Consider the following 14,980-nt stretch of genomic DNA (forward strand, 5'->3'; position numbering starts at 1 on the left):
AGCGCCCCCAAAGCCCGAACGAGAGCCGTTTTGAGCGCAGGTAAGAGTCGGGCCGCTACGTCGGCATACCCCGTGTCTGGAGGCGGGCTTGTACGCGCTCACAGACGCTCACAGACCGCAGGGATAAGCCCGGAAGTACCGCATTTTAAGACTTTCCCGATGCGGATCTTTTTGCCATGGGCCGCTTGTTTTCCAGTTCCGATCCCATACAATTCGGCACAAGATTTCCCCGAGTGCGAAGACAAGCCGAGGCTTAGATTTTCGTGGTCCTGGTTGATCCAAAAAATCAGTAACCACATACTAAATCCAAGCCAAAAATTTAGCCTAGCATGGGGAAGTCCAATGAAGTCCAAACGATTCCTGAAAAGCGCGTTGGCTGCGGCCGTGCTTGCGATCACACCCACCCAGGCGCCGGCCATCGACCTTCAAACCCTCTGTCTCGCCACGAACATCTACCACGAGGCCCGTGGTGAATCCGGGTGGGGGCAGGCGGCGGTGGGCATGGTCACGCTGAACAGGGTGGACGATCCACGTTGGCCGGACACCGTTTGCGAGGTGGTGTTTCAGGACCGGCAGTTCAGTTGGGTGGGCGTCATGTACCGGATGGAAGAGCCGCTGGCTTGGGACCGGGCATTGATGATCGCCAATACGCTTATGGCGTACCCAGAAGCTCGTCAGTCGTTTCCGGCGACCCACTACGTCCACCGGCGTCTTGATCAGCGAGTCGTTTGGACCAGGGATCTTGAAAGGCTCTACACCATCGGGAACCACGTTTTCTACAGATAGGGGGATACATGAGTGACGCATCCACTGCGGCCATTGAATTTGCATTGAAACTTGGCGCTGGAGACTGCGGCCTGGAATTTCTTAGATGCTGGCGTGATGGGGAGTTTGGCAGCATCCGAGAAGAGTGGCCGGAGGCGCCGGAAGAGGTGTTTGTTGGGGCGGACCCACTTCACCCATCGACCAAAAAAAGGGAGTTGACCATGTTGGATCTGAATAAAGAAATCGAGCGAATCATGGAGCGTCTTGTGGACTCCGAGGAACACGCCACCGATAGCGCCATACCCCAGGTGGCTCTGGATGCCAATGACCTGCTCGCCAAAATCCAGAACGAACTGAACTGATCAAGAGGGAAGTGCCATGAAAAAGACCGCAATCGCAGCAGCAATCGCCCTGGCGCTGACCGCCTGCGGCTCGGACAACCCGCCCAAGGGCAAAGTCTGGTTTGACCCCTTCGACCCGGACCACGTTGAGATCGTGGAGGACTTTGCCTCCGAATCATGGATGAACCGCTGCCCGGTGGTAGAAACCGTCAAGCTGGTTATGGACAAACAGAAAAACATTCTGGTTCACCCCGACCAGACCAACGACTTCCTGAGCATCATCAGGAACGAACTGCAAAATTGGGACACCAGCTACATCATTGGCGATGGAACCGACTGCCCGCAAGCGTTCCCCTCATTTGAAGCGTGGCAAAAGGAAATTGACCGGCGGAATCAGGAATACCTGAACTCCCTTTGACCCATCAACAATCCAAGCGACACCCCTTCACGGGGGTGTCATTCTGTCTATGTCTTCAAAAACAAAGTAAGGGGTGACTTATGGAAAGCGCATTCAACGCCTGGCTCGACACGTTCCTGCAGGAGAAGGGAATCGACCTTGAGGAATATATCACGGTTCTTGGGCACTCCGGAGAGAACCACATGCCCCTTCTGGCCGTCGTCAACGCCATCAAGAAAGCACCAAAGCACGAGCAAAGCGCCATCAAGGATACGATGGTCAAGCTCGATTTCAACAACGCGCCCATCAAGCCGTATCTGGCTTGGCTGGCCAAAGCCATCGCTCAATAAGGAGGTCAAACATGGCTTACGCAACCAAAGAAGAGCGCGAGTTGGCCGAGTCCCTGGGTTTTGAGCGGGAAACCAACGTGCAGTTTGGGGATAGGTTCAAAAAGAACGAAAGGCACGTTTGGTTTGCCACTTACGCCTACGTTGGTTGGCAGACTGCCGATCTGATCGACGGCAGATTCTGCAACCATCAAAAGTTCCGGACCCTGACCGAAGCGTTGAACCGTCCTTTGAGGGGTGAACCGTGAGCGACACCGAAGCCTACGCCCTTTGGCCTGATGGATTCTACTGCCACATAGAAGAGCTTATGGAGCAGACCCACCGTTCCGACGACTACCGGATCATTCAGGTCAGCGACATCGACGACCAGGGCCGCATCCACGCGGTAGACCCTAAAACCGGACAGCTTTACATCGTCAACGAGGAATGACCATAAGCACCTACGAACAATTCTTAACACGGAGCAACGAAATGACCAAGACCGATGAGGCCGTTCATGCCGCAGTCCAGGCCATGATCAACGAGATAGGTGAGCTGAGAATGCTTGTTGCCATCGACAGTATGCCCGAGAAGCTCCAAAAGGCGCGCCAACTGCTTCGTGAGCTTGATGAGGAGCTGCATCAGCGCGCCAACCAGTCCCGGTTAATGCGGGAAGAAGACAGCTTGCGCCAATAACTAGCCACCACAACACACAGAGCGCCAGACATGAGCACCTACGAACAATTCTTGAGCGACGTAAAAGACCACGAAATCACAGTCTTTCAGAACGATGGACCGTACAGGACCGTGCGGTTCGCCATCCGCGACAAGTCCCAATACCATTTCTATCTGACCACCTGGCCGGGGCATCTGGTGATTTCCGGCGACATGGGGACTTATGCCTTCAGAAGACTTACGGATATGTTCCAGTTCTTCCGTGGGAAGCCCGGCAAAATCAACCCCGGCTATTGGCACGAAAAACTCATCAGCCAAGACGTAAGGACGCCGGCCGAAAGTTTTTCCCGCGAGCAGTTCAAGGCCGCAGTGGTCAAAGAGTGGCGCAAATACTGGAGAAATTCTTTCAGGGATAGATGGGCCAACCTCGATACATTCTTTGATGACAGACGTGATGATTGGAGAGAAATTCGACGCAGCATACTGGAGAATGAAGACCTCGAATCGGCTGATCTGGCCTTCAGGGAGACTCAGGAGTTTGATTCCCTGGCAAATCTGTATCTGCATGGATACGACCTGAACGAGTACACCTATCACTTCATTTGGTGCTTGCACGCAATCGTCTGGGGCATCGGCCAATACGACGCCCACATGGCAGCAAAAGAAGAGGAAAAGCGCAGTGCCAGTTAAAGCAACAGGAAAAGACTACAAGGACTTTGCCAATTCCCTCGCAGAAACCGACTTCATCCCCACCGAGATCCTTGTCGTCAATGGTGCAGAGTGGAGCACGGAACAAGAGGAAGACTTCGACCGCAACCAAATACCGGACGATGCCAAAGTCACCATCGTCGAAGGGACCATCTTCTGCTCCAAGACGGATGAGAGCAGGGATTTGCTCAAGGAATACAGAAGCTGGAGCAAAGCCCAAAGCACCGCCCGGATCATCGTGGAGTGCGACAAAACCATCAAGGAAGCCGTAGAAAAAGCCATCAAGGAAGCAGGCGGAAAAGTTCTCTAACCTTCAAGAAATGCACAAAGGAGGGCCAGCAGAATCTTCAAAAGGTTCAACGCTGGCCCTCCTTTTTTACGCGCAGAGTTCACGCCCGGCAGGCCCCAAAACTCCAAAAACCAACCAGGAAAACCAAACCGACCATGCACGCCGTCGAGGGAAAGACCACCGCCCAACGCCTCTTCTCCCCAGGAAAAACAAGCCTACTCACCCGAGGATCAACGCCAAGCCCACCCCGGCAACCCCGACGAAAGCACCACGCACACCGATGGCCCAAGAGAGATCGAGCATCACCACCGACACTGCACACCAAAAGGCAAAGTTAAAGCAACCATCCAGATGTCATCCAGATGGTTTAACAACAAAATCAAATAGATAGGATATTCAAGTACATGGAAGCGCCAGTTAAAGTTAGCTCTCAAGACCGTAAGAGACGACAGAAGCAACCCCAAGACCCGACCCGCTACCGGGACAAGACCCGACCCGCCCAAGACGCTCAGAAGCGGTCACAATAACGCACAGACACAAGCCCAAAGCCCCGACAAGACACGCACAGCCGGGGAGAAGGGAAGCAAGCAGGAGCAGAGCAGATGCAGAAGAGACACCAATTCCACTTCATCAGCGAACACGCCAACGGCTATCAAGTCCGGGTATGGGTCAGCGAAGAAGGGATACCAGAGTCCGGAAGAGAGAACGAATGGTCCGGGGAACCAAGAAGAATCGGGAAGGGAGAGCGAGCAGAGAGGGCGTTGAGGGTGGGAGAGCCAAGAAGAATCGGGAAGGTGGAAGAGCCAAGAAGAATCGGGAGGGTGGAAGAGCCAAGAAGAATCGGGAGAGTAGAGGGGGCGTTTCATGTGGGTAAGGGCCGCCACTCTCTCCAAGCCGCCTTACAGGAAAGGAACTCCATTCTCTACCTGGCTCCCCACTTCACTGTCCGGTCCATCAGTCTCAGGCAAGAAGGCTTCTTCGACCACCAGGCCAGGAGCAATACAGGCTACGACCGCATCACCATTGCCTCTTGTGGCAAATCCAACGGCAGGAAGTACCTGTGCGTCAGCCTGAAGGTGCGCTCCCTGCTGACCGGGAGATGGAGTCAGATTGCCTTTTCCTTCGGGGCGGAGAAGGGCGGTCGGACCTACGAAGAGGCGCTGGCCAGGGCACTTGAGTGCCGGCGCCTACATGCGGACATCCACAACGTCATCGTGGATCACTACAACGAGCTTGCCAAAGCCGCGATGTTGGCTCTGGCAGAAAGGGAGAAGGAGACGCTGGAGCCGGAAATCTGGAGGGCTTATGGCTTCTGCAGAGGGAGATGGGAAAAGGCGCTGGAGGGGCTGGACCGCAGTCTGTTGAAGGAGTTTGAGCGGACGAAGGAGAGCGAGCGGATGCTGGAGTGTTATGGGGAATTGCGGGAGCAGTTGGGTTTGGTGTCAGTGGCTTGTGAGAAGGGATAAGCCTTCCCGGCGCTTTCTGGGACCGTGGGCATGGGTGGCCATAGGGATCTGGCCCCCTTTCTGCCTACAGGTATGGCCATGGGTTTGCGTATGGGTGTGGGGAGCCATGGTTCCGGGGATGGTTTTCCATGGGGTTCCATGGGTGGAGCATGGGGTTCCATGGTTCCGGGTGTATGGGTTCCCTTGGGTCCGGAGCATGGGGTTCCATGGGTTCCCTTGGGGCGGCGTATGGGTTCCGGGGGTGGTTTTCCATGGTTCCGGAGCGCCTACGGGGGCAAACCCGCACTCTGTCCCCGCTTCCCAAGCGCCGGGGGCACTTTGAACGCGCTCCCTAAGCCCCGGAGAAGCCCGTAGGGAGACGATCTCACCCGGACCCTAGTCACCGTAGCGGGGTAAAGCGTTGGAGAGCTGATTCTGGGGCTTCTTGGGTCCGGGGATGTTCCTGGGGGGTTCCTGGTTCCGGAGGTGGTTTTCCACGGGGAACCATGGTTCCGGGGATGTTCTTTGGGTTCCCTTGGGTCCGGGGATGTTCTTTGGGTTCCCTTGGGTCCGGGGATCTGCATCTGGGTACCCATATGGGGCGTTTCGGGGGTTTGTAGTTTTTTGGTTTTTTGGTTTTTTGGTTTTTTGGTTTTTGTTTTTAAATTAAATAAATAAATTACCTTAATCGCCTGCGCGCACGCACACATGCACGCACGCATACGCGAATAAGTCATCGAAACAGGTCTGTCAAGCCCCACCAGACAAGAGCCAAAAAAATCGCCGCGCCGCGCCCCAAACAGCTTCCACTTCTGCTCCCTACGGGTGCCGGCGATAATGCGCAACATCAAACAACAACACGCAAGGAGATCAGCATGAAATTCGCTTTCATCAGCCGCCACAGCCCGACCCCGGAACAGCACGCCCTCGCCGCCGAGCAAGGTGTGGAGCTGGTTCACGTTGGGGACGCCGATGCGTTCTCGGTGGACTCCGGGTTCGTCCATGACCACGGGCCGTTCGAGGGCGTGGTGGTGCATCCGGCCGCAGCATTGCGGCTGGCAAACAACTTCCTGGTGGGAGTGTTCGAGAACGCCAACCGGGCGCCGGAAGGTGCCCGCCCCGAGTTCTACGCTCGGGCCTTCCACCTTTACGACTTGAGGGGCTAAAAATGGAACAAGCACTGAACTATCTGCACCACGTTCTCGACATGGAAAACACCAACGGGCTGCATGGAGGCCGCCCACCGACCCGCGAAGAGGCCCAGCAGTACCTGGAGCGCCTTCTCGCTCTTCTCCCCACCAACCAAACCCAGGAAGGGTGAGGGTTACGCCAAGGATGGCGTGCGGGCAAGGCCATGGATGACCATGGCCCGCCAGTAGAACCCTCCGGCTTGCCTCTCCAACGCTTTTCCTCAAGACTCCCCTGAAAAATCCGCCGACAATGAATCATCGACGGAAAACACCGGGCTGGGGACGCTCCCTAAGCCCCGGAGAAGCCCTGAGAGCCGCGATCTCGCCCTGACCCTAGTCACCGTAGCGGGTGGGTGCTTTGAGATGCCCAAAACGGCTTAGAATTGACTTACCACTGACTTACCTGCGGAGACAGAACATGACGGCCAAGCGCGAGTACCTGGTGATCGATCTGAGTGGGGAGAAGGAAGACAAGAGGATCAGAGCCACAGGCCCGGATGTGGCGGTGCTGACGGCCTGGGCCGAAGAGGTGCCGGGTGGCTCTGAAGTCATGCGGGCCACGTCCCTGCGGCATCCGCCCCTGACGTGGGGGAGGAAGTCGGTGGCGTGTGGGAATTGGGGGGTCGTGCTGGAAGAGGGCGACCTGGTGGATGCCGATGAACACTGGGACCAGGTGCGGCGCCGGAACTTGGCGAGTGCCTAAGCCATTTTGGTGAATGTTAGGCTGGTTTCCAGCCTAACATTAACTAAGTGGTGATTTCTATACCCTAACTTTTATGCTGCGAGGTTTTTTCCATGAAAATGATCGTTGATGGTTGCAATGGCATCTACATCCCCAAGCTCTTTGCCGAGAGAGTGGAAAGCACCTGCACGGGTTGGCGGCTTGGGGATCTGACCATCACCGGGTTGGATGATGAGCGCATGGAAGAGAACCTGGTGGCGCTCAGACAGGGGCCGAGAGCGCCGGACTACTGGGAAGCCTGGGATGAGATGGTCAACGCCCTGTCGTTCCACAACGTCGCCGGCTGCAGGATGACCCTGTACCCAGATGGCGACTTGTTCCTGATGTCTGAGGACGATGTGCTCATGGAGCTGGACGGGTGAGGTCTTTTCTGGCCAGGCCAAAGGTCTTTGTGGGTCAGGCCAGAACATTCCCTTCGTCTTTCCACTTCAGTAACCACTGACTTATCTGCAAAATAGAATCATCGAAACACACACAAGAGGGTAAGCAGATGAGCACCACGACTGTTAAGGGTTTCACCAGCGTCAGCGAGCAGATCGAGCGCGCCAGAAACGCCAAAGACCGCATCAGGGTGTCGGACTTTGTAGGCGCTATCCCCTTGCTGACCACCTCGGTGGCCAACGCCAAGATTATTCTCTACCGGCGACCGGCAGGGGGCTTTTTCACCCATGTCGAGCGCCGGGTTGATGGGATCTACCGGCACATGGACTTCAACCTGTCCCGGCGCTATGCCGAGTATCAGCAGGGGGAGAAGGCGTTTTACAAAGCCGTCAGGAAGTGTGCCAGTGACTCTCCCTACTACCCGAATCTGCATCATCCCAAGATGCCCGTGCCGGCATCCAACTGATTTTCTCCGTGGTGTGTTGTCTTGGGGGAGCTTCGGCTCCCTCCTTTTTGCACCTTCAAGGGCCATGGCTGTATGGCGGCATAGGTATATGGCGGCAATGTGGCATAGGTGTGGGAGGCGCCATGGAGAACCATGGGAAGGCGTGACCCCATGGAGAACCATGGGCTGCCAGAACCTGCTGCGGAAACCACAACATCTCCAGTTCGCTTACCTGTGTTTCGTCCGCATCATGAAGACTCACACAACAACCCGGAGCAGGACAATGAAAAAGACGCCTGAAACCAACGCAGAGTTTGCCGCCAATCTTTTTGAGGAACGCAGAAGTGGGAAAAACTGCTTCTTCCGCATCTTGGGCGGAAATTGGCACCGTATTCCCGATCTGGACGATGCGGAGCAGATGGAAAGGTTCCTGGCTGCACTAAAGAGGTCTGGTCCATTGAGGGTCAAGGTGGAGAACGGGCCTGAAGTGAAGATGTGGCGTTGGGTCTGGGAAGAGGGTTGGAAGGCTTACAACTGATCCACCGGGGCGCAGGGAAGCGCCCTGTTTTTTTCTCACAAGCAAACCATGGAGAACCATGGCTTTCGGCCTTTGCGGCCCATAAGAAGATCCCAAACAAACGCCACAACGCCTCCAGTTCGCTTCCCAACAACCCGGCGTCACAATCAAGACTCACACAACAACCCGGAGCAGTACAATGACCAACGAAGAACTTGTCAATTTCGCCAATAAAATCCGTGAGCGGAGCCATTATGCCACCTACAGAAATCCAGAAGCGGTGAAAGCAATTCTTGATGCCGCCAAGAAAACGACCACGGAAAACGGGAAACTCAAGACAGACATAAACGATGCCCTTTGGGTTTCTCCCTGGGAATTTGAAGCAGAAACCCCAGAAGAATTTGTCATGTACATGATCGGATTCGATCTGGAAACCGGGGATCGTGAAATCTTTTTCGATGACGACCGTTTTCCAAAAGAACTGATTGCCGACAACATCCAAGTCTACGTCCAAACGATGTTGAGCGTCGGCGTCACCAAAGAGCTGATCAACAAGCACTTGCATAACCTGATCGGCTGTGACCGGGAAGAAAATCCGGAAGTGTATGACCTGTTCGAGCAGGCACTGAACCAAGTATGATCCATCGGGGCACCTACGGGTGCCCTGTCTTAGCAGTCTTTCTTCCCATGGCAATCCATGGTCTTCCATTCCCAGGCAGGGCTTGTCCAATCCAAGGCCAACAGGTTATCCAGCTTCAGGCCAAGGTTTTCCAGATAAAGCCAAAACCAAGCTCAATCCAAAACCAAAACAAAGACCAGCTCAAATTTCCCTATACACAACCTGAACACTCCCATTAGTAACGCCTATCTCCGTTTCGGATAATTAAATCGTAGCAAGAACGCTACACACAAAAACGGAGATAAGACCATGAGCAACGAACTGAGCGCCCTCCTGAGCGACGGCAACGACGAAACCCAAGAGCTGCGGGCCAAGTACGGCAGCCGGGGCGCCCTGAGCCAAGCGTTCGCGGAATACGCGGACGGCCTCCAAGACCTCTTTGACGAGCTTGCCCAGGAGGAGCGGACCATCGCCGCCGACTTCAGGCAAGCCCGGTACGCTGATTGACGTACCACTAGCGGGGCACCTTCGGGTGCCCTGTCTCTCACCTGCAGCAAGCCATGACAAACCATGGCCTGTGAGCCAAGGAGAAGCCCTATGGGACGCCATGGATACCCGGCCCTATGGTGGCATAGGAATCTGGCGCCCCATGGCCGTGTGTGGTTGGGGAGCCTTGGGAAACCATGGGAAGGCATGACTGGAAAACCATGGTCCCGGTTGGCGCGGCCCACGCCGACCAAGCCCACAACACCTCCAATTCTCGCTCCAACATCCCGGCGTCACAATCAAAGCTCACACAACAACACAAGCGGAGCAAGCCAAGATGAGCGCATTCACGGTCAAGACCAACGAAGAGTTCGAAGTTCGTTTCGTTCTCAATGTAATGGGCGGCCGTCAATTCTTTATGCTTGACAGCAGCGGAGTTTGGCACGAGATACCCGATAGTATTAGTGCAAAAGAAATGAGGGGGTTTTTTCTCTCTCTCATAAAAGGAAACTACAACAAAGTTTTTGTCAAAGAGATGGTCGAGGAGTCGGTAGAGACTGTGTGGGAGTTCTGTTCGCCCGATATGTGGAGGTTGATTGCGTAAACTGCGGGGCACCTACGGGTGCCCTGTTTTTCCAGTCAATCAAAACCATGAGAAAAACCCAAAAGCTCCCAACTAAACTCGCAAAATTCCCTATTCTGTTTCCTGTACGATGTCGATACTATTAAGACTCACACAACACAACACGGAGTAAAACAAGATGAACACTATTGAACAAATCAAAAATTCACCCGTCTTTCGCTCCTTCATGAGTGAAGAAATGCCGGTCGCAGGGAGCGTCTTCCGGCACTGGGACAATCAGTGCCCCGCCGACCTTCTGGCGGCGATGTCCGCCGTTCTCGATCACGGGGCAAACCCGTGGTGCTTTGTGGCGGACCGGAGCCACTTCGAGCAATTCAGCGGGGCGGAAGATATCGCCGCCATGAACGCGCTCACGGACGAGCAGGCAAGCGCACTGCTCACATGGGACAGAGCTGATCTTTGGTGGTGAGTCCTCCCTTTACAAGCCCTTCCTCGCATCCGTGAGGAGGGGCTTGTATGCCCTTAAAAGAGAAATGTAGTGATGAAAAAGGTGAACATTTAGCAAGGCCCGAACCCATGGAAACACCAACAGCAAACCATGGTCCTCCATTCTCAGGCACCTTGGGCTTATTAGGGCTTAGGCCAACTCAGGCCATTGGGCTTATTAGGGCTTAGGCCAACTCAGGCCATCGTGGTCCATGGATTTCAGGCCACAAGAGAACCTGAAAACCTCCAATATCAAGCCCAACATCCCGGCGATAGTATGAAAGCTCATACAACAACACACGCTGGAGATCAAAAACATGACCACGCAAATCACCGACCAGGAAATCAACAAGCTGATGACCCTGCCTGTCATTTCCCACATTGACGACATCTCCAATGTGGAGGGGCGCACGTTCCTTGAGGAACGTGATGGATTTGAAAGGTGGTCAGTGGGTGAGGAAGAGTCCTACTGGTTCTGCCTGGAGTGCGGGGAAGAGGGACACCCTGATGACGGGTGTCTGAGCTGTGGAGACGGCTGGGAGCCGGAGGAAGATTGCTGCTGATAGGGCAGAGCAGGGCGCAGGGAAGCGCCCTTTTCTGTCATGGATACCCGCCCATGGAGAGCGTCATGGAGGACCATGGTGAGCCATAGGTATCTGGCTTGGGGGGAACCATAGGGCCTATAGGGATCTGGCCCTGGAGGACCATGGCGGGCCATAGGGATCTGGCGCCGTCCCACCATCGCCCCAACCCCAACCCCACCGGCGCCCAACGCCAACGCCGTCCCAACGGTCAAAATGACGGGCAAAACATACTATTATATCACGGAACTAGCATCGCCGTCAATAGACCCAGATCAAAAAAAAGTGAATTTTTTGAAAATATTTTTTTCGCTTTCAAATCAGATACTTACGACAAAAAAAGAAAATATTTTTTCAATTTCCGTAAGTGTCTGTTTTTCAATGAAAAATAATTCGTCACGGATGTTTACACTAAGTAACGAATGAGTTACTATTAACTCACGTCGGAAGTGAACGACGGAACAAAACAACATAAGCGGAGATTAAAAAATGAACACTGAAATCAACGTCAAGAATGCCGAAAACAACGCAATCGTTCTTCGCGCTATTGAGCGCGCTAAGTCTTCCGGCACTACCGAGAAAGCCGGCAAGATCTTGATGTCTTTTGCAGCACAAGCTGCAAACTATGAGCACAAGATAATGATTCCCGACTATGACGGCGACAATGTTTATAGTCTTGAGAAGTTTGTAAAGTTTACTCAAGCGGTCGGCATGAACAGCTTACATTTTCTTGATAATTACACTGTTTCTATTTTGTATAATCTTCTGAATCAGAAAGACAAGAAAATAAGTAATAAAGACACAAACGCTATTTGTTGTGTCGACTTAGAAACGGAAAAGACATATAAATTCCGTTTGATTTACGGGGCATCGACTGCAACAACGCAGTCAAGCAGCACTCGCAATCTACTTGCGGCAGTCGGCATCTTGAAAGACTATCAGCCGAAAAAGTCAACATTTATTCAATTGTCGGATGAACCGAGACATGCTGATTTTCTCAAATTATTTACACTCGCAAACGTCCGCGAACGATTCAAACATGAATCAAAATGCACTAAGTCATAACTGACTTAGTGACTCGGGAATCACGGAAGATTCCCGAGTAATTCATGCGGATATTAGACTGAGCGCGACAGTCGGGATAATTCCCGACTGTTTCGGGGGGTCTTAGAGCGCAGCGAAACCCCGGATGGTATAGCCCCCTACTTCTCCCACCCCCGCCCCGACTATCTCCATACCCAGGCCCGGTCCTTCTGGTTATCTCCATACCCAGGCCCGGTCCTTCTGGTTATCTCCATACCCCCGGCCGACCAGTCTCCTTATTATCTCCATACCCCGATCAGGGCAAAAGAAAGGCCCGCTTGCGCGGGCCTCTTGGTGCGTTGGGTGGAGGTCTATGCAGCCTCTTTCATGCGGCTCATTGTGGCTCTGATGCGGTTCTCGATGGCCGCTCTGGCCGCTTCCGGGGTGTTCGCTTGGGTCCAACCGAAGGTATTGATGGCCGGGCAACTCCAGGCCCACCCAAGGCGCCGATCCTTGCGCCTCATCTTCATGGAGTAGGGCGGCACTGGGGTCAGGGTGTCCACGATAAAGGATTTCACTTGGCCACCTCTTTCATGACCTTGCCGAGCGCATCAATGATGGAGTCGGCATCGAAAACCTCCGCTTTTTCCTTCAGGACTATTTCGGTCACGACTGTCACGCCATCCACGACCTTGGTCTTGAATGCCAGCCTGCCCAGGTTGTTCAGCAAGAACCAGAACATCTGTGCCTCGCGCTCAAGCTCCACCGTGCGCGAGACGATCCTTGCGGCGTTCGCCACTTTTGTCGCCGTTTGGACGCTGCAAACGAGATCCGCGATGTCCTCGGCCAAACGAATTTCACGCTCTTCCTCGACAATCTCGACGGTTGGAGACTTGAACAGATTAAGCATTTTCTCGAAAAAACCCATGTTATTCACCCGTTACTTATTTATGAAAAAATGAAGAGAGCCTTTTGAGGCTTGCTCATGACCGGAAGACCATCGACTTTTTCAAGGGCGATGCGCGGGTAAAGGTTGACCCGAACCAGTCTTACCGAGCCGGAATGAATGCTGTCCATCCTGCGCTCCTGCTTCTGAATTTCCAGCCCGTTTTCCCGGCAATACCGGCCAGCGCGATGACCCAGGGAGATTTTGTCGCCATGCGCCATGTACCGACCTGTCATGGCGACGTACTGATCAACGGTCATGTAGTCCAGTCTGCGCTTGTAGGGGACCAGCTTCTTGATGGCCTCGCCCTGTTTTTCGATCTTTGCGTCTTTCTTCTCGATGGCGGCCCTCATGTTCTCCACCTTCCGGTTGAGGATGGTCATGGCCTTGAGAATGAACTCGGCCTCTTCCAGCTCGCCGGAGGCGACCTCTTCCTCGCCCATCACATAGCCACCATCCTTGCGGATAGCCGGGAGGACTACGCCGTGAATCCAGCGGTTGAGGCGTTTGCCGGCCTCGGTGTTGGAGCGGGACACCAAGAAGGTGACGGCAGGCTCCGAAATGACGGTGACGTTTTGGGTTCCGCCTGCGGTCTGGAAGGGGGTAATCATCGTATACCCCCCTCCCAAGCCTTCTTCGATGGCGGTTTTGGCGATGGCGGGCCGGGTGCTGCTGCCCATCGCTGCAAGCACATCGCGCAGGACGAACCACGGCTGGCCGCTCTCGTTCGTAATCACGCGCACGTCATTGGATTCAAACTCAAAAGAAACGATGTTGCTCATGAAAGTCCCTCTGGAACTGATTGTGTTTCGGCGGTACTGCTTACGGGGTGAAGTATAGTCATGAATTACTTATTTTCGGGCGCCCAGATGAAAAAAAATTAGAGCAAGAAGGGGGCGCCGCACTGACCCCCTTCTCGTTGCCAAAGCATCAGCCGCCAAACACGCTCTGACCGTCGATCTCTTCCAGCACAGCCCTTGGGTACTCGTTGACCTGGATCTCACGAACCATCCCGTCACGCTGAATCTGGCGCCGCTGTACCTGGATCGGTATTTCTCTCTCCTTGCAGATCCTGGCCGCACGGCTGCCCAGCGAAGCCTTCTGGCTCTTGGTCATGTAGCGGTGGGTGAGGGCGCGGTATTCGTCCACGGTCAGGTAGTTCAGATGCTGTCCCATGGTTGAGATGGTCTTTTGCTGATGACGAACCATGACCTCGGCCCTTTCTGCGCGCTCGCATTGGTCGGCTGCCAGCCGAAGCGCCTCCGGCAGTGTCTTGGGGATGTCGAAGGCGTTTTCTGGTTGGGCACGGTATTCCCCGGTTCTGCGGATGGCCGGGAGAACTTCGCCGGCGATCCACTTCTGGAAGGGGAGCGATTTGGGCTTGTTACTGCGAGCCAAAAAGAAGTACAGTCCAGGCTCGGAAAGGCAAGTCAAGTCTTGAGTACCGGATGGGGTACGAATCGGATTCGTACCCCTCCATTCTTCAGGTACATGCTTGACCAGATTGCTGTCGAACTTGGTGTACCCCAGCGCCTCGGCAATGTCCTTGGCCACAAACCAAAGCTCCCCGCCAACCTCCGTCACCCTGACATCCATCCCCTCGAACATGAAGGGAACCTCTCTTGGCTGCGTCTGAGCCACCGGCTCGGGCACGCCAGCGATCTCCGGTTCCGTCTCCGGCGTCGGTTCGACTTCCGGCAGGTTTGAAAGCGCCGGAATGACCGTATCGTTCAGCCACTGACTGACCCGCACGCTGTTTGCCGTGCTGCTTCTGGACAGCATCATGACCGCCGCGCTGTGGGTGATGATCTTGACGGCGATGATGCCGCTGGACACGCGGATGCTCTGCTCGTCCACCATGCCCTTGCCAAGTTTCTTCTCGATCAGAGCCTCTGCTCTGGTCACTGGGATGGTGGTCCCCATGGCGTTGAGCAAGTCCTTGGCGACCATCCAAAGTTGACCATCACGAAGGACAAAGCGGATTTCGTGGTTTTGAAAGGCAAAGGTGATGATCTCGGTATTCATTTTTGCTCCT

At 54.5% G+C, this 14,980-nt stretch carries 25 protein-coding genes; 22 read left to right on the forward strand and 3 right to left on the reverse strand.

The features are described from left to right. Positions 1-342 precede the first annotated feature (342 nt). The 22 genes from LQD11_RS06640 to LQD11_RS06745 all read left to right on the forward strand — a co-directional run bounded on the left by LQD11_RS06640 (position 343) and on the right by LQD11_RS06745 (position 12,041). Positions 343-786 (forward strand): cell wall hydrolase, encoded by a 444-nt coding sequence (locus LQD11_RS06640; RefSeq protein WP_238616836.1) that lies wholly within the window; start codon positions 343-345, stop codon positions 784-786. 8 nt (positions 787-794) lie between these two features. After that, positions 795-1,127 carry a hypothetical protein gene (locus LQD11_RS06645; RefSeq protein WP_238616837.1) on the forward strand — a complete coding sequence of 111 codons (333 nt, stop codon included), beginning with the start codon at positions 795-797 and terminating at the stop codon, positions 1,125-1,127. A gap of 16 nt (positions 1,128-1,143) precedes the next feature. Continuing rightward, the gene (locus LQD11_RS06650; protein ID WP_238616838.1) at positions 1,144-1,524 is read left to right on the forward strand and encodes a hypothetical protein; all 381 of its coding nucleotides are present in this window, start codon (positions 1,144-1,146) and stop codon (positions 1,522-1,524) included. Between the two features lie 80 nt (positions 1,525-1,604). Beyond that, positions 1,605-1,853 carry a hypothetical protein gene (locus tag LQD11_RS06655; RefSeq protein ID WP_238616839.1) on the forward strand — a complete coding sequence of 83 codons (249 nt, stop codon included), beginning with the start codon at positions 1,605-1,607 and terminating at the stop codon, positions 1,851-1,853. A gap of 11 nt (positions 1,854-1,864) precedes the next feature. Beyond that, positions 1,865-2,098, forward strand: coding sequence for a hypothetical protein (locus LQD11_RS06660; protein ID WP_238616840.1), 234 nt, complete (start codon positions 1,865-1,867; stop codon positions 2,096-2,098). Beyond that, complete coding sequence (locus LQD11_RS06665) at positions 2,095-2,280, forward strand: hypothetical protein (RefSeq protein WP_238616841.1); 186 nt, start codon at positions 2,095-2,097, stop codon at positions 2,278-2,280. Before LQD11_RS06660 ends, LQD11_RS06665 begins: the two co-directional genes overlap by 4 nt. Positions 2,281-2,321: 41 nt before the next feature. Further along, on the forward strand, positions 2,322-2,525 hold the full coding sequence (locus tag LQD11_RS06670; RefSeq protein ID WP_238616842.1) for a hypothetical protein: 204 nt from the start codon (positions 2,322-2,324) through the stop codon (positions 2,523-2,525). Between the two features lie 30 nt (positions 2,526-2,555). Beyond that, complete coding sequence (locus LQD11_RS06675; RefSeq protein WP_238616843.1) at positions 2,556-3,194, forward strand: hypothetical protein; 639 nt, start codon at positions 2,556-2,558, stop codon at positions 3,192-3,194. Further along, positions 3,184-3,522, forward strand: coding sequence for a hypothetical protein (locus LQD11_RS06680; protein ID WP_238616844.1), 339 nt, complete (start codon positions 3,184-3,186; stop codon positions 3,520-3,522). The genes LQD11_RS06675 and LQD11_RS06680 overlap by 11 nt, the downstream gene beginning before the upstream one ends. 581 nt (positions 3,523-4,103) lie before the next feature. Then, complete coding sequence (locus LQD11_RS06685) at positions 4,104-4,967, forward strand: hypothetical protein (protein WP_238616845.1); 864 nt, start codon at positions 4,104-4,106, stop codon at positions 4,965-4,967. A gap of 854 nt (positions 4,968-5,821) precedes the next feature. Next, positions 5,822-6,112, forward strand: a complete 291-nt coding sequence (locus LQD11_RS06690; RefSeq protein WP_238616846.1) for a hypothetical protein — start codon at positions 5,822-5,824, stop codon at positions 6,110-6,112. Positions 6,113-6,114: 2 nt separating this feature from the next. Next, complete coding sequence (locus LQD11_RS06695) at positions 6,115-6,267, forward strand: hypothetical protein (protein ID WP_238616847.1); 153 nt, start codon at positions 6,115-6,117, stop codon at positions 6,265-6,267. 287 nt (positions 6,268-6,554) lie between these two features. Beyond that, a complete protein-coding gene (locus tag LQD11_RS06700; RefSeq protein ID WP_238616848.1) occupies positions 6,555-6,839 on the forward strand; it encodes a hypothetical protein in 285 nt (94 codons plus the stop codon). Positions 6,840-6,931: 92 nt separating this feature from the next. Next, a complete protein-coding gene (locus LQD11_RS06705; RefSeq protein WP_238616849.1) occupies positions 6,932-7,240 on the forward strand; it encodes a hypothetical protein in 309 nt (102 codons plus the stop codon). A gap of 128 nt (positions 7,241-7,368) precedes the next feature. Next, positions 7,369-7,725, forward strand: a complete 357-nt coding sequence (locus LQD11_RS06710) for a hypothetical protein (protein ID WP_238616850.1) — start codon at positions 7,369-7,371, stop codon at positions 7,723-7,725. Between the two features lie 262 nt (positions 7,726-7,987). Continuing rightward, complete coding sequence (locus tag LQD11_RS06715; RefSeq protein ID WP_238616851.1) at positions 7,988-8,242, forward strand: hypothetical protein; 255 nt, start codon at positions 7,988-7,990, stop codon at positions 8,240-8,242. 178 nt (positions 8,243-8,420) lie between these two features. Continuing rightward, a complete protein-coding gene (locus LQD11_RS06720) occupies positions 8,421-8,861 on the forward strand; it encodes a hypothetical protein (protein WP_238616852.1) in 441 nt (146 codons plus the stop codon). Positions 8,862-9,149: 288 nt separating this feature from the next. After that, positions 9,150-9,347, forward strand: coding sequence for a hypothetical protein (locus LQD11_RS06725; protein ID WP_238616853.1), 198 nt, complete (start codon positions 9,150-9,152; stop codon positions 9,345-9,347). A 316-nt stretch (positions 9,348-9,663) separates the two neighbouring features. Further along, positions 9,664-9,930 (forward strand): hypothetical protein, encoded by a 267-nt coding sequence (locus LQD11_RS06730; RefSeq protein WP_238616854.1) that lies wholly within the window; start codon positions 9,664-9,666, stop codon positions 9,928-9,930. A gap of 157 nt (positions 9,931-10,087) precedes the next feature. Next, complete coding sequence (locus tag LQD11_RS06735) at positions 10,088-10,378, forward strand: hypothetical protein (RefSeq protein WP_238616855.1); 291 nt, start codon at positions 10,088-10,090, stop codon at positions 10,376-10,378. Between the two features lie 334 nt (positions 10,379-10,712). Continuing rightward, positions 10,713-10,958 (forward strand): hypothetical protein, encoded by a 246-nt coding sequence (locus LQD11_RS06740; protein WP_238616856.1) that lies wholly within the window; start codon positions 10,713-10,715, stop codon positions 10,956-10,958. Positions 10,959-11,465: 507 nt separating this feature from the next. Beyond that, complete coding sequence (locus LQD11_RS06745) at positions 11,466-12,041, forward strand: hypothetical protein (RefSeq protein WP_238616857.1); 576 nt, start codon at positions 11,466-11,468, stop codon at positions 12,039-12,041. A gap of 532 nt (positions 12,042-12,573) precedes the next feature. Here the strand turns inward: LQD11_RS06745 and LQD11_RS06750 are convergent. The 3 genes from LQD11_RS06750 to LQD11_RS06760 form a co-directional block, all read right to left on the reverse strand. Beyond that, on the reverse strand, positions 12,574-12,927 hold the full coding sequence (locus tag LQD11_RS06750) for a hypothetical protein (RefSeq protein ID WP_238616858.1): 354 nt from the start codon (positions 12,925-12,927) through the stop codon (positions 12,574-12,576). Between the two features lie 20 nt (positions 12,928-12,947). Continuing rightward, a complete protein-coding gene (locus tag LQD11_RS06755; protein ID WP_238616859.1) occupies positions 12,948-13,727 on the reverse strand; it encodes a BRO-N domain-containing protein in 780 nt (259 codons plus the stop codon). 148 nt (positions 13,728-13,875) lie between these two features. Further along, positions 13,876-14,970 (reverse strand): BRO family protein, encoded by a 1,095-nt coding sequence (locus LQD11_RS06760; protein WP_238616860.1) that lies wholly within the window; start codon positions 14,968-14,970, stop codon positions 13,876-13,878. Positions 14,971-14,980 lie beyond the last annotated feature (10 nt).

This window comes from Ectothiorhodospira shaposhnikovii, from assembly GCF_022227765.1.
Lineage (GTDB): Bacteria > Pseudomonadota > Gammaproteobacteria > Ectothiorhodospirales > Ectothiorhodospiraceae > Ectothiorhodospira.

Excerpts from the sequence above, each read along its gene's own strand:
- LQD11_RS06640 (WP_238616836.1), top strand. The coding sequence starts at position 343 with ATGAAGTCCAAACGATTCCTGAAAAGCGCGTTGGCTGCGGCCGTGCTT.
- LQD11_RS06645 (WP_238616837.1), top strand. The coding sequence starts at position 795 with ATGAGTGACGCATCCACTGCGGCCATTGAATTTGCATTGAAACTTGGC.
- LQD11_RS06650 (WP_238616838.1), top strand. The coding sequence starts at position 1,144 with ATGAAAAAGACCGCAATCGCAGCAGCAATCGCCCTGGCGCTGACCGCC.
- LQD11_RS06655 (WP_238616839.1), top strand. The coding sequence starts at position 1,605 with ATGGAAAGCGCATTCAACGCCTGGCTCGACACGTTCCTGCAGGAGAAG.
- LQD11_RS06660 (WP_238616840.1), top strand. The coding sequence starts at position 1,865 with ATGGCTTACGCAACCAAAGAAGAGCGCGAGTTGGCCGAGTCCCTGGGT.
- LQD11_RS06670 (WP_238616842.1), top strand. The coding sequence starts at position 2,322 with ATGACCAAGACCGATGAGGCCGTTCATGCCGCAGTCCAGGCCATGATC.
- LQD11_RS06675 (WP_238616843.1), top strand. The coding sequence starts at position 2,556 with ATGAGCACCTACGAACAATTCTTGAGCGACGTAAAAGACCACGAAATC.
- LQD11_RS06685 (WP_238616845.1), top strand. The coding sequence starts at position 4,104 with ATGCAGAAGAGACACCAATTCCACTTCATCAGCGAACACGCCAACGGC.
- LQD11_RS06690 (WP_238616846.1), top strand. The coding sequence starts at position 5,822 with ATGAAATTCGCTTTCATCAGCCGCCACAGCCCGACCCCGGAACAGCAC.
- LQD11_RS06695 (WP_238616847.1), top strand. The coding sequence starts at position 6,115 with ATGGAACAAGCACTGAACTATCTGCACCACGTTCTCGACATGGAAAAC.
- LQD11_RS06700 (WP_238616848.1), top strand. The coding sequence starts at position 6,555 with ATGACGGCCAAGCGCGAGTACCTGGTGATCGATCTGAGTGGGGAGAAG.
- LQD11_RS06705 (WP_238616849.1), top strand. The coding sequence starts at position 6,932 with ATGAAAATGATCGTTGATGGTTGCAATGGCATCTACATCCCCAAGCTC.
- LQD11_RS06710 (WP_238616850.1), top strand. The coding sequence starts at position 7,369 with ATGAGCACCACGACTGTTAAGGGTTTCACCAGCGTCAGCGAGCAGATC.
- LQD11_RS06715 (WP_238616851.1), top strand. The coding sequence starts at position 7,988 with ATGAAAAAGACGCCTGAAACCAACGCAGAGTTTGCCGCCAATCTTTTT.
- LQD11_RS06720 (WP_238616852.1), top strand. The coding sequence starts at position 8,421 with ATGACCAACGAAGAACTTGTCAATTTCGCCAATAAAATCCGTGAGCGG.
- LQD11_RS06725 (WP_238616853.1), top strand. The coding sequence starts at position 9,150 with ATGAGCAACGAACTGAGCGCCCTCCTGAGCGACGGCAACGACGAAACC.
- LQD11_RS06730 (WP_238616854.1), top strand. The coding sequence starts at position 9,664 with ATGAGCGCATTCACGGTCAAGACCAACGAAGAGTTCGAAGTTCGTTTC.
- LQD11_RS06735 (WP_238616855.1), top strand. The coding sequence starts at position 10,088 with ATGAACACTATTGAACAAATCAAAAATTCACCCGTCTTTCGCTCCTTC.
- LQD11_RS06740 (WP_238616856.1), top strand. The coding sequence starts at position 10,713 with ATGACCACGCAAATCACCGACCAGGAAATCAACAAGCTGATGACCCTG.
- LQD11_RS06745 (WP_238616857.1), top strand. The coding sequence starts at position 11,466 with ATGAACACTGAAATCAACGTCAAGAATGCCGAAAACAACGCAATCGTT.
- LQD11_RS06750 (WP_238616858.1), bottom strand. The coding sequence starts at position 12,927 with ATGGGTTTTTTCGAGAAAATGCTTAATCTGTTCAAGTCTCCAACCGTC.
- LQD11_RS06755 (WP_238616859.1), bottom strand. The coding sequence starts at position 13,727 with ATGAGCAACATCGTTTCTTTTGAGTTTGAATCCAATGACGTGCGCGTG.
- LQD11_RS06760 (WP_238616860.1), bottom strand. The coding sequence starts at position 14,970 with ATGAATACCGAGATCATCACCTTTGCCTTTCAAAACCACGAAATCCGC.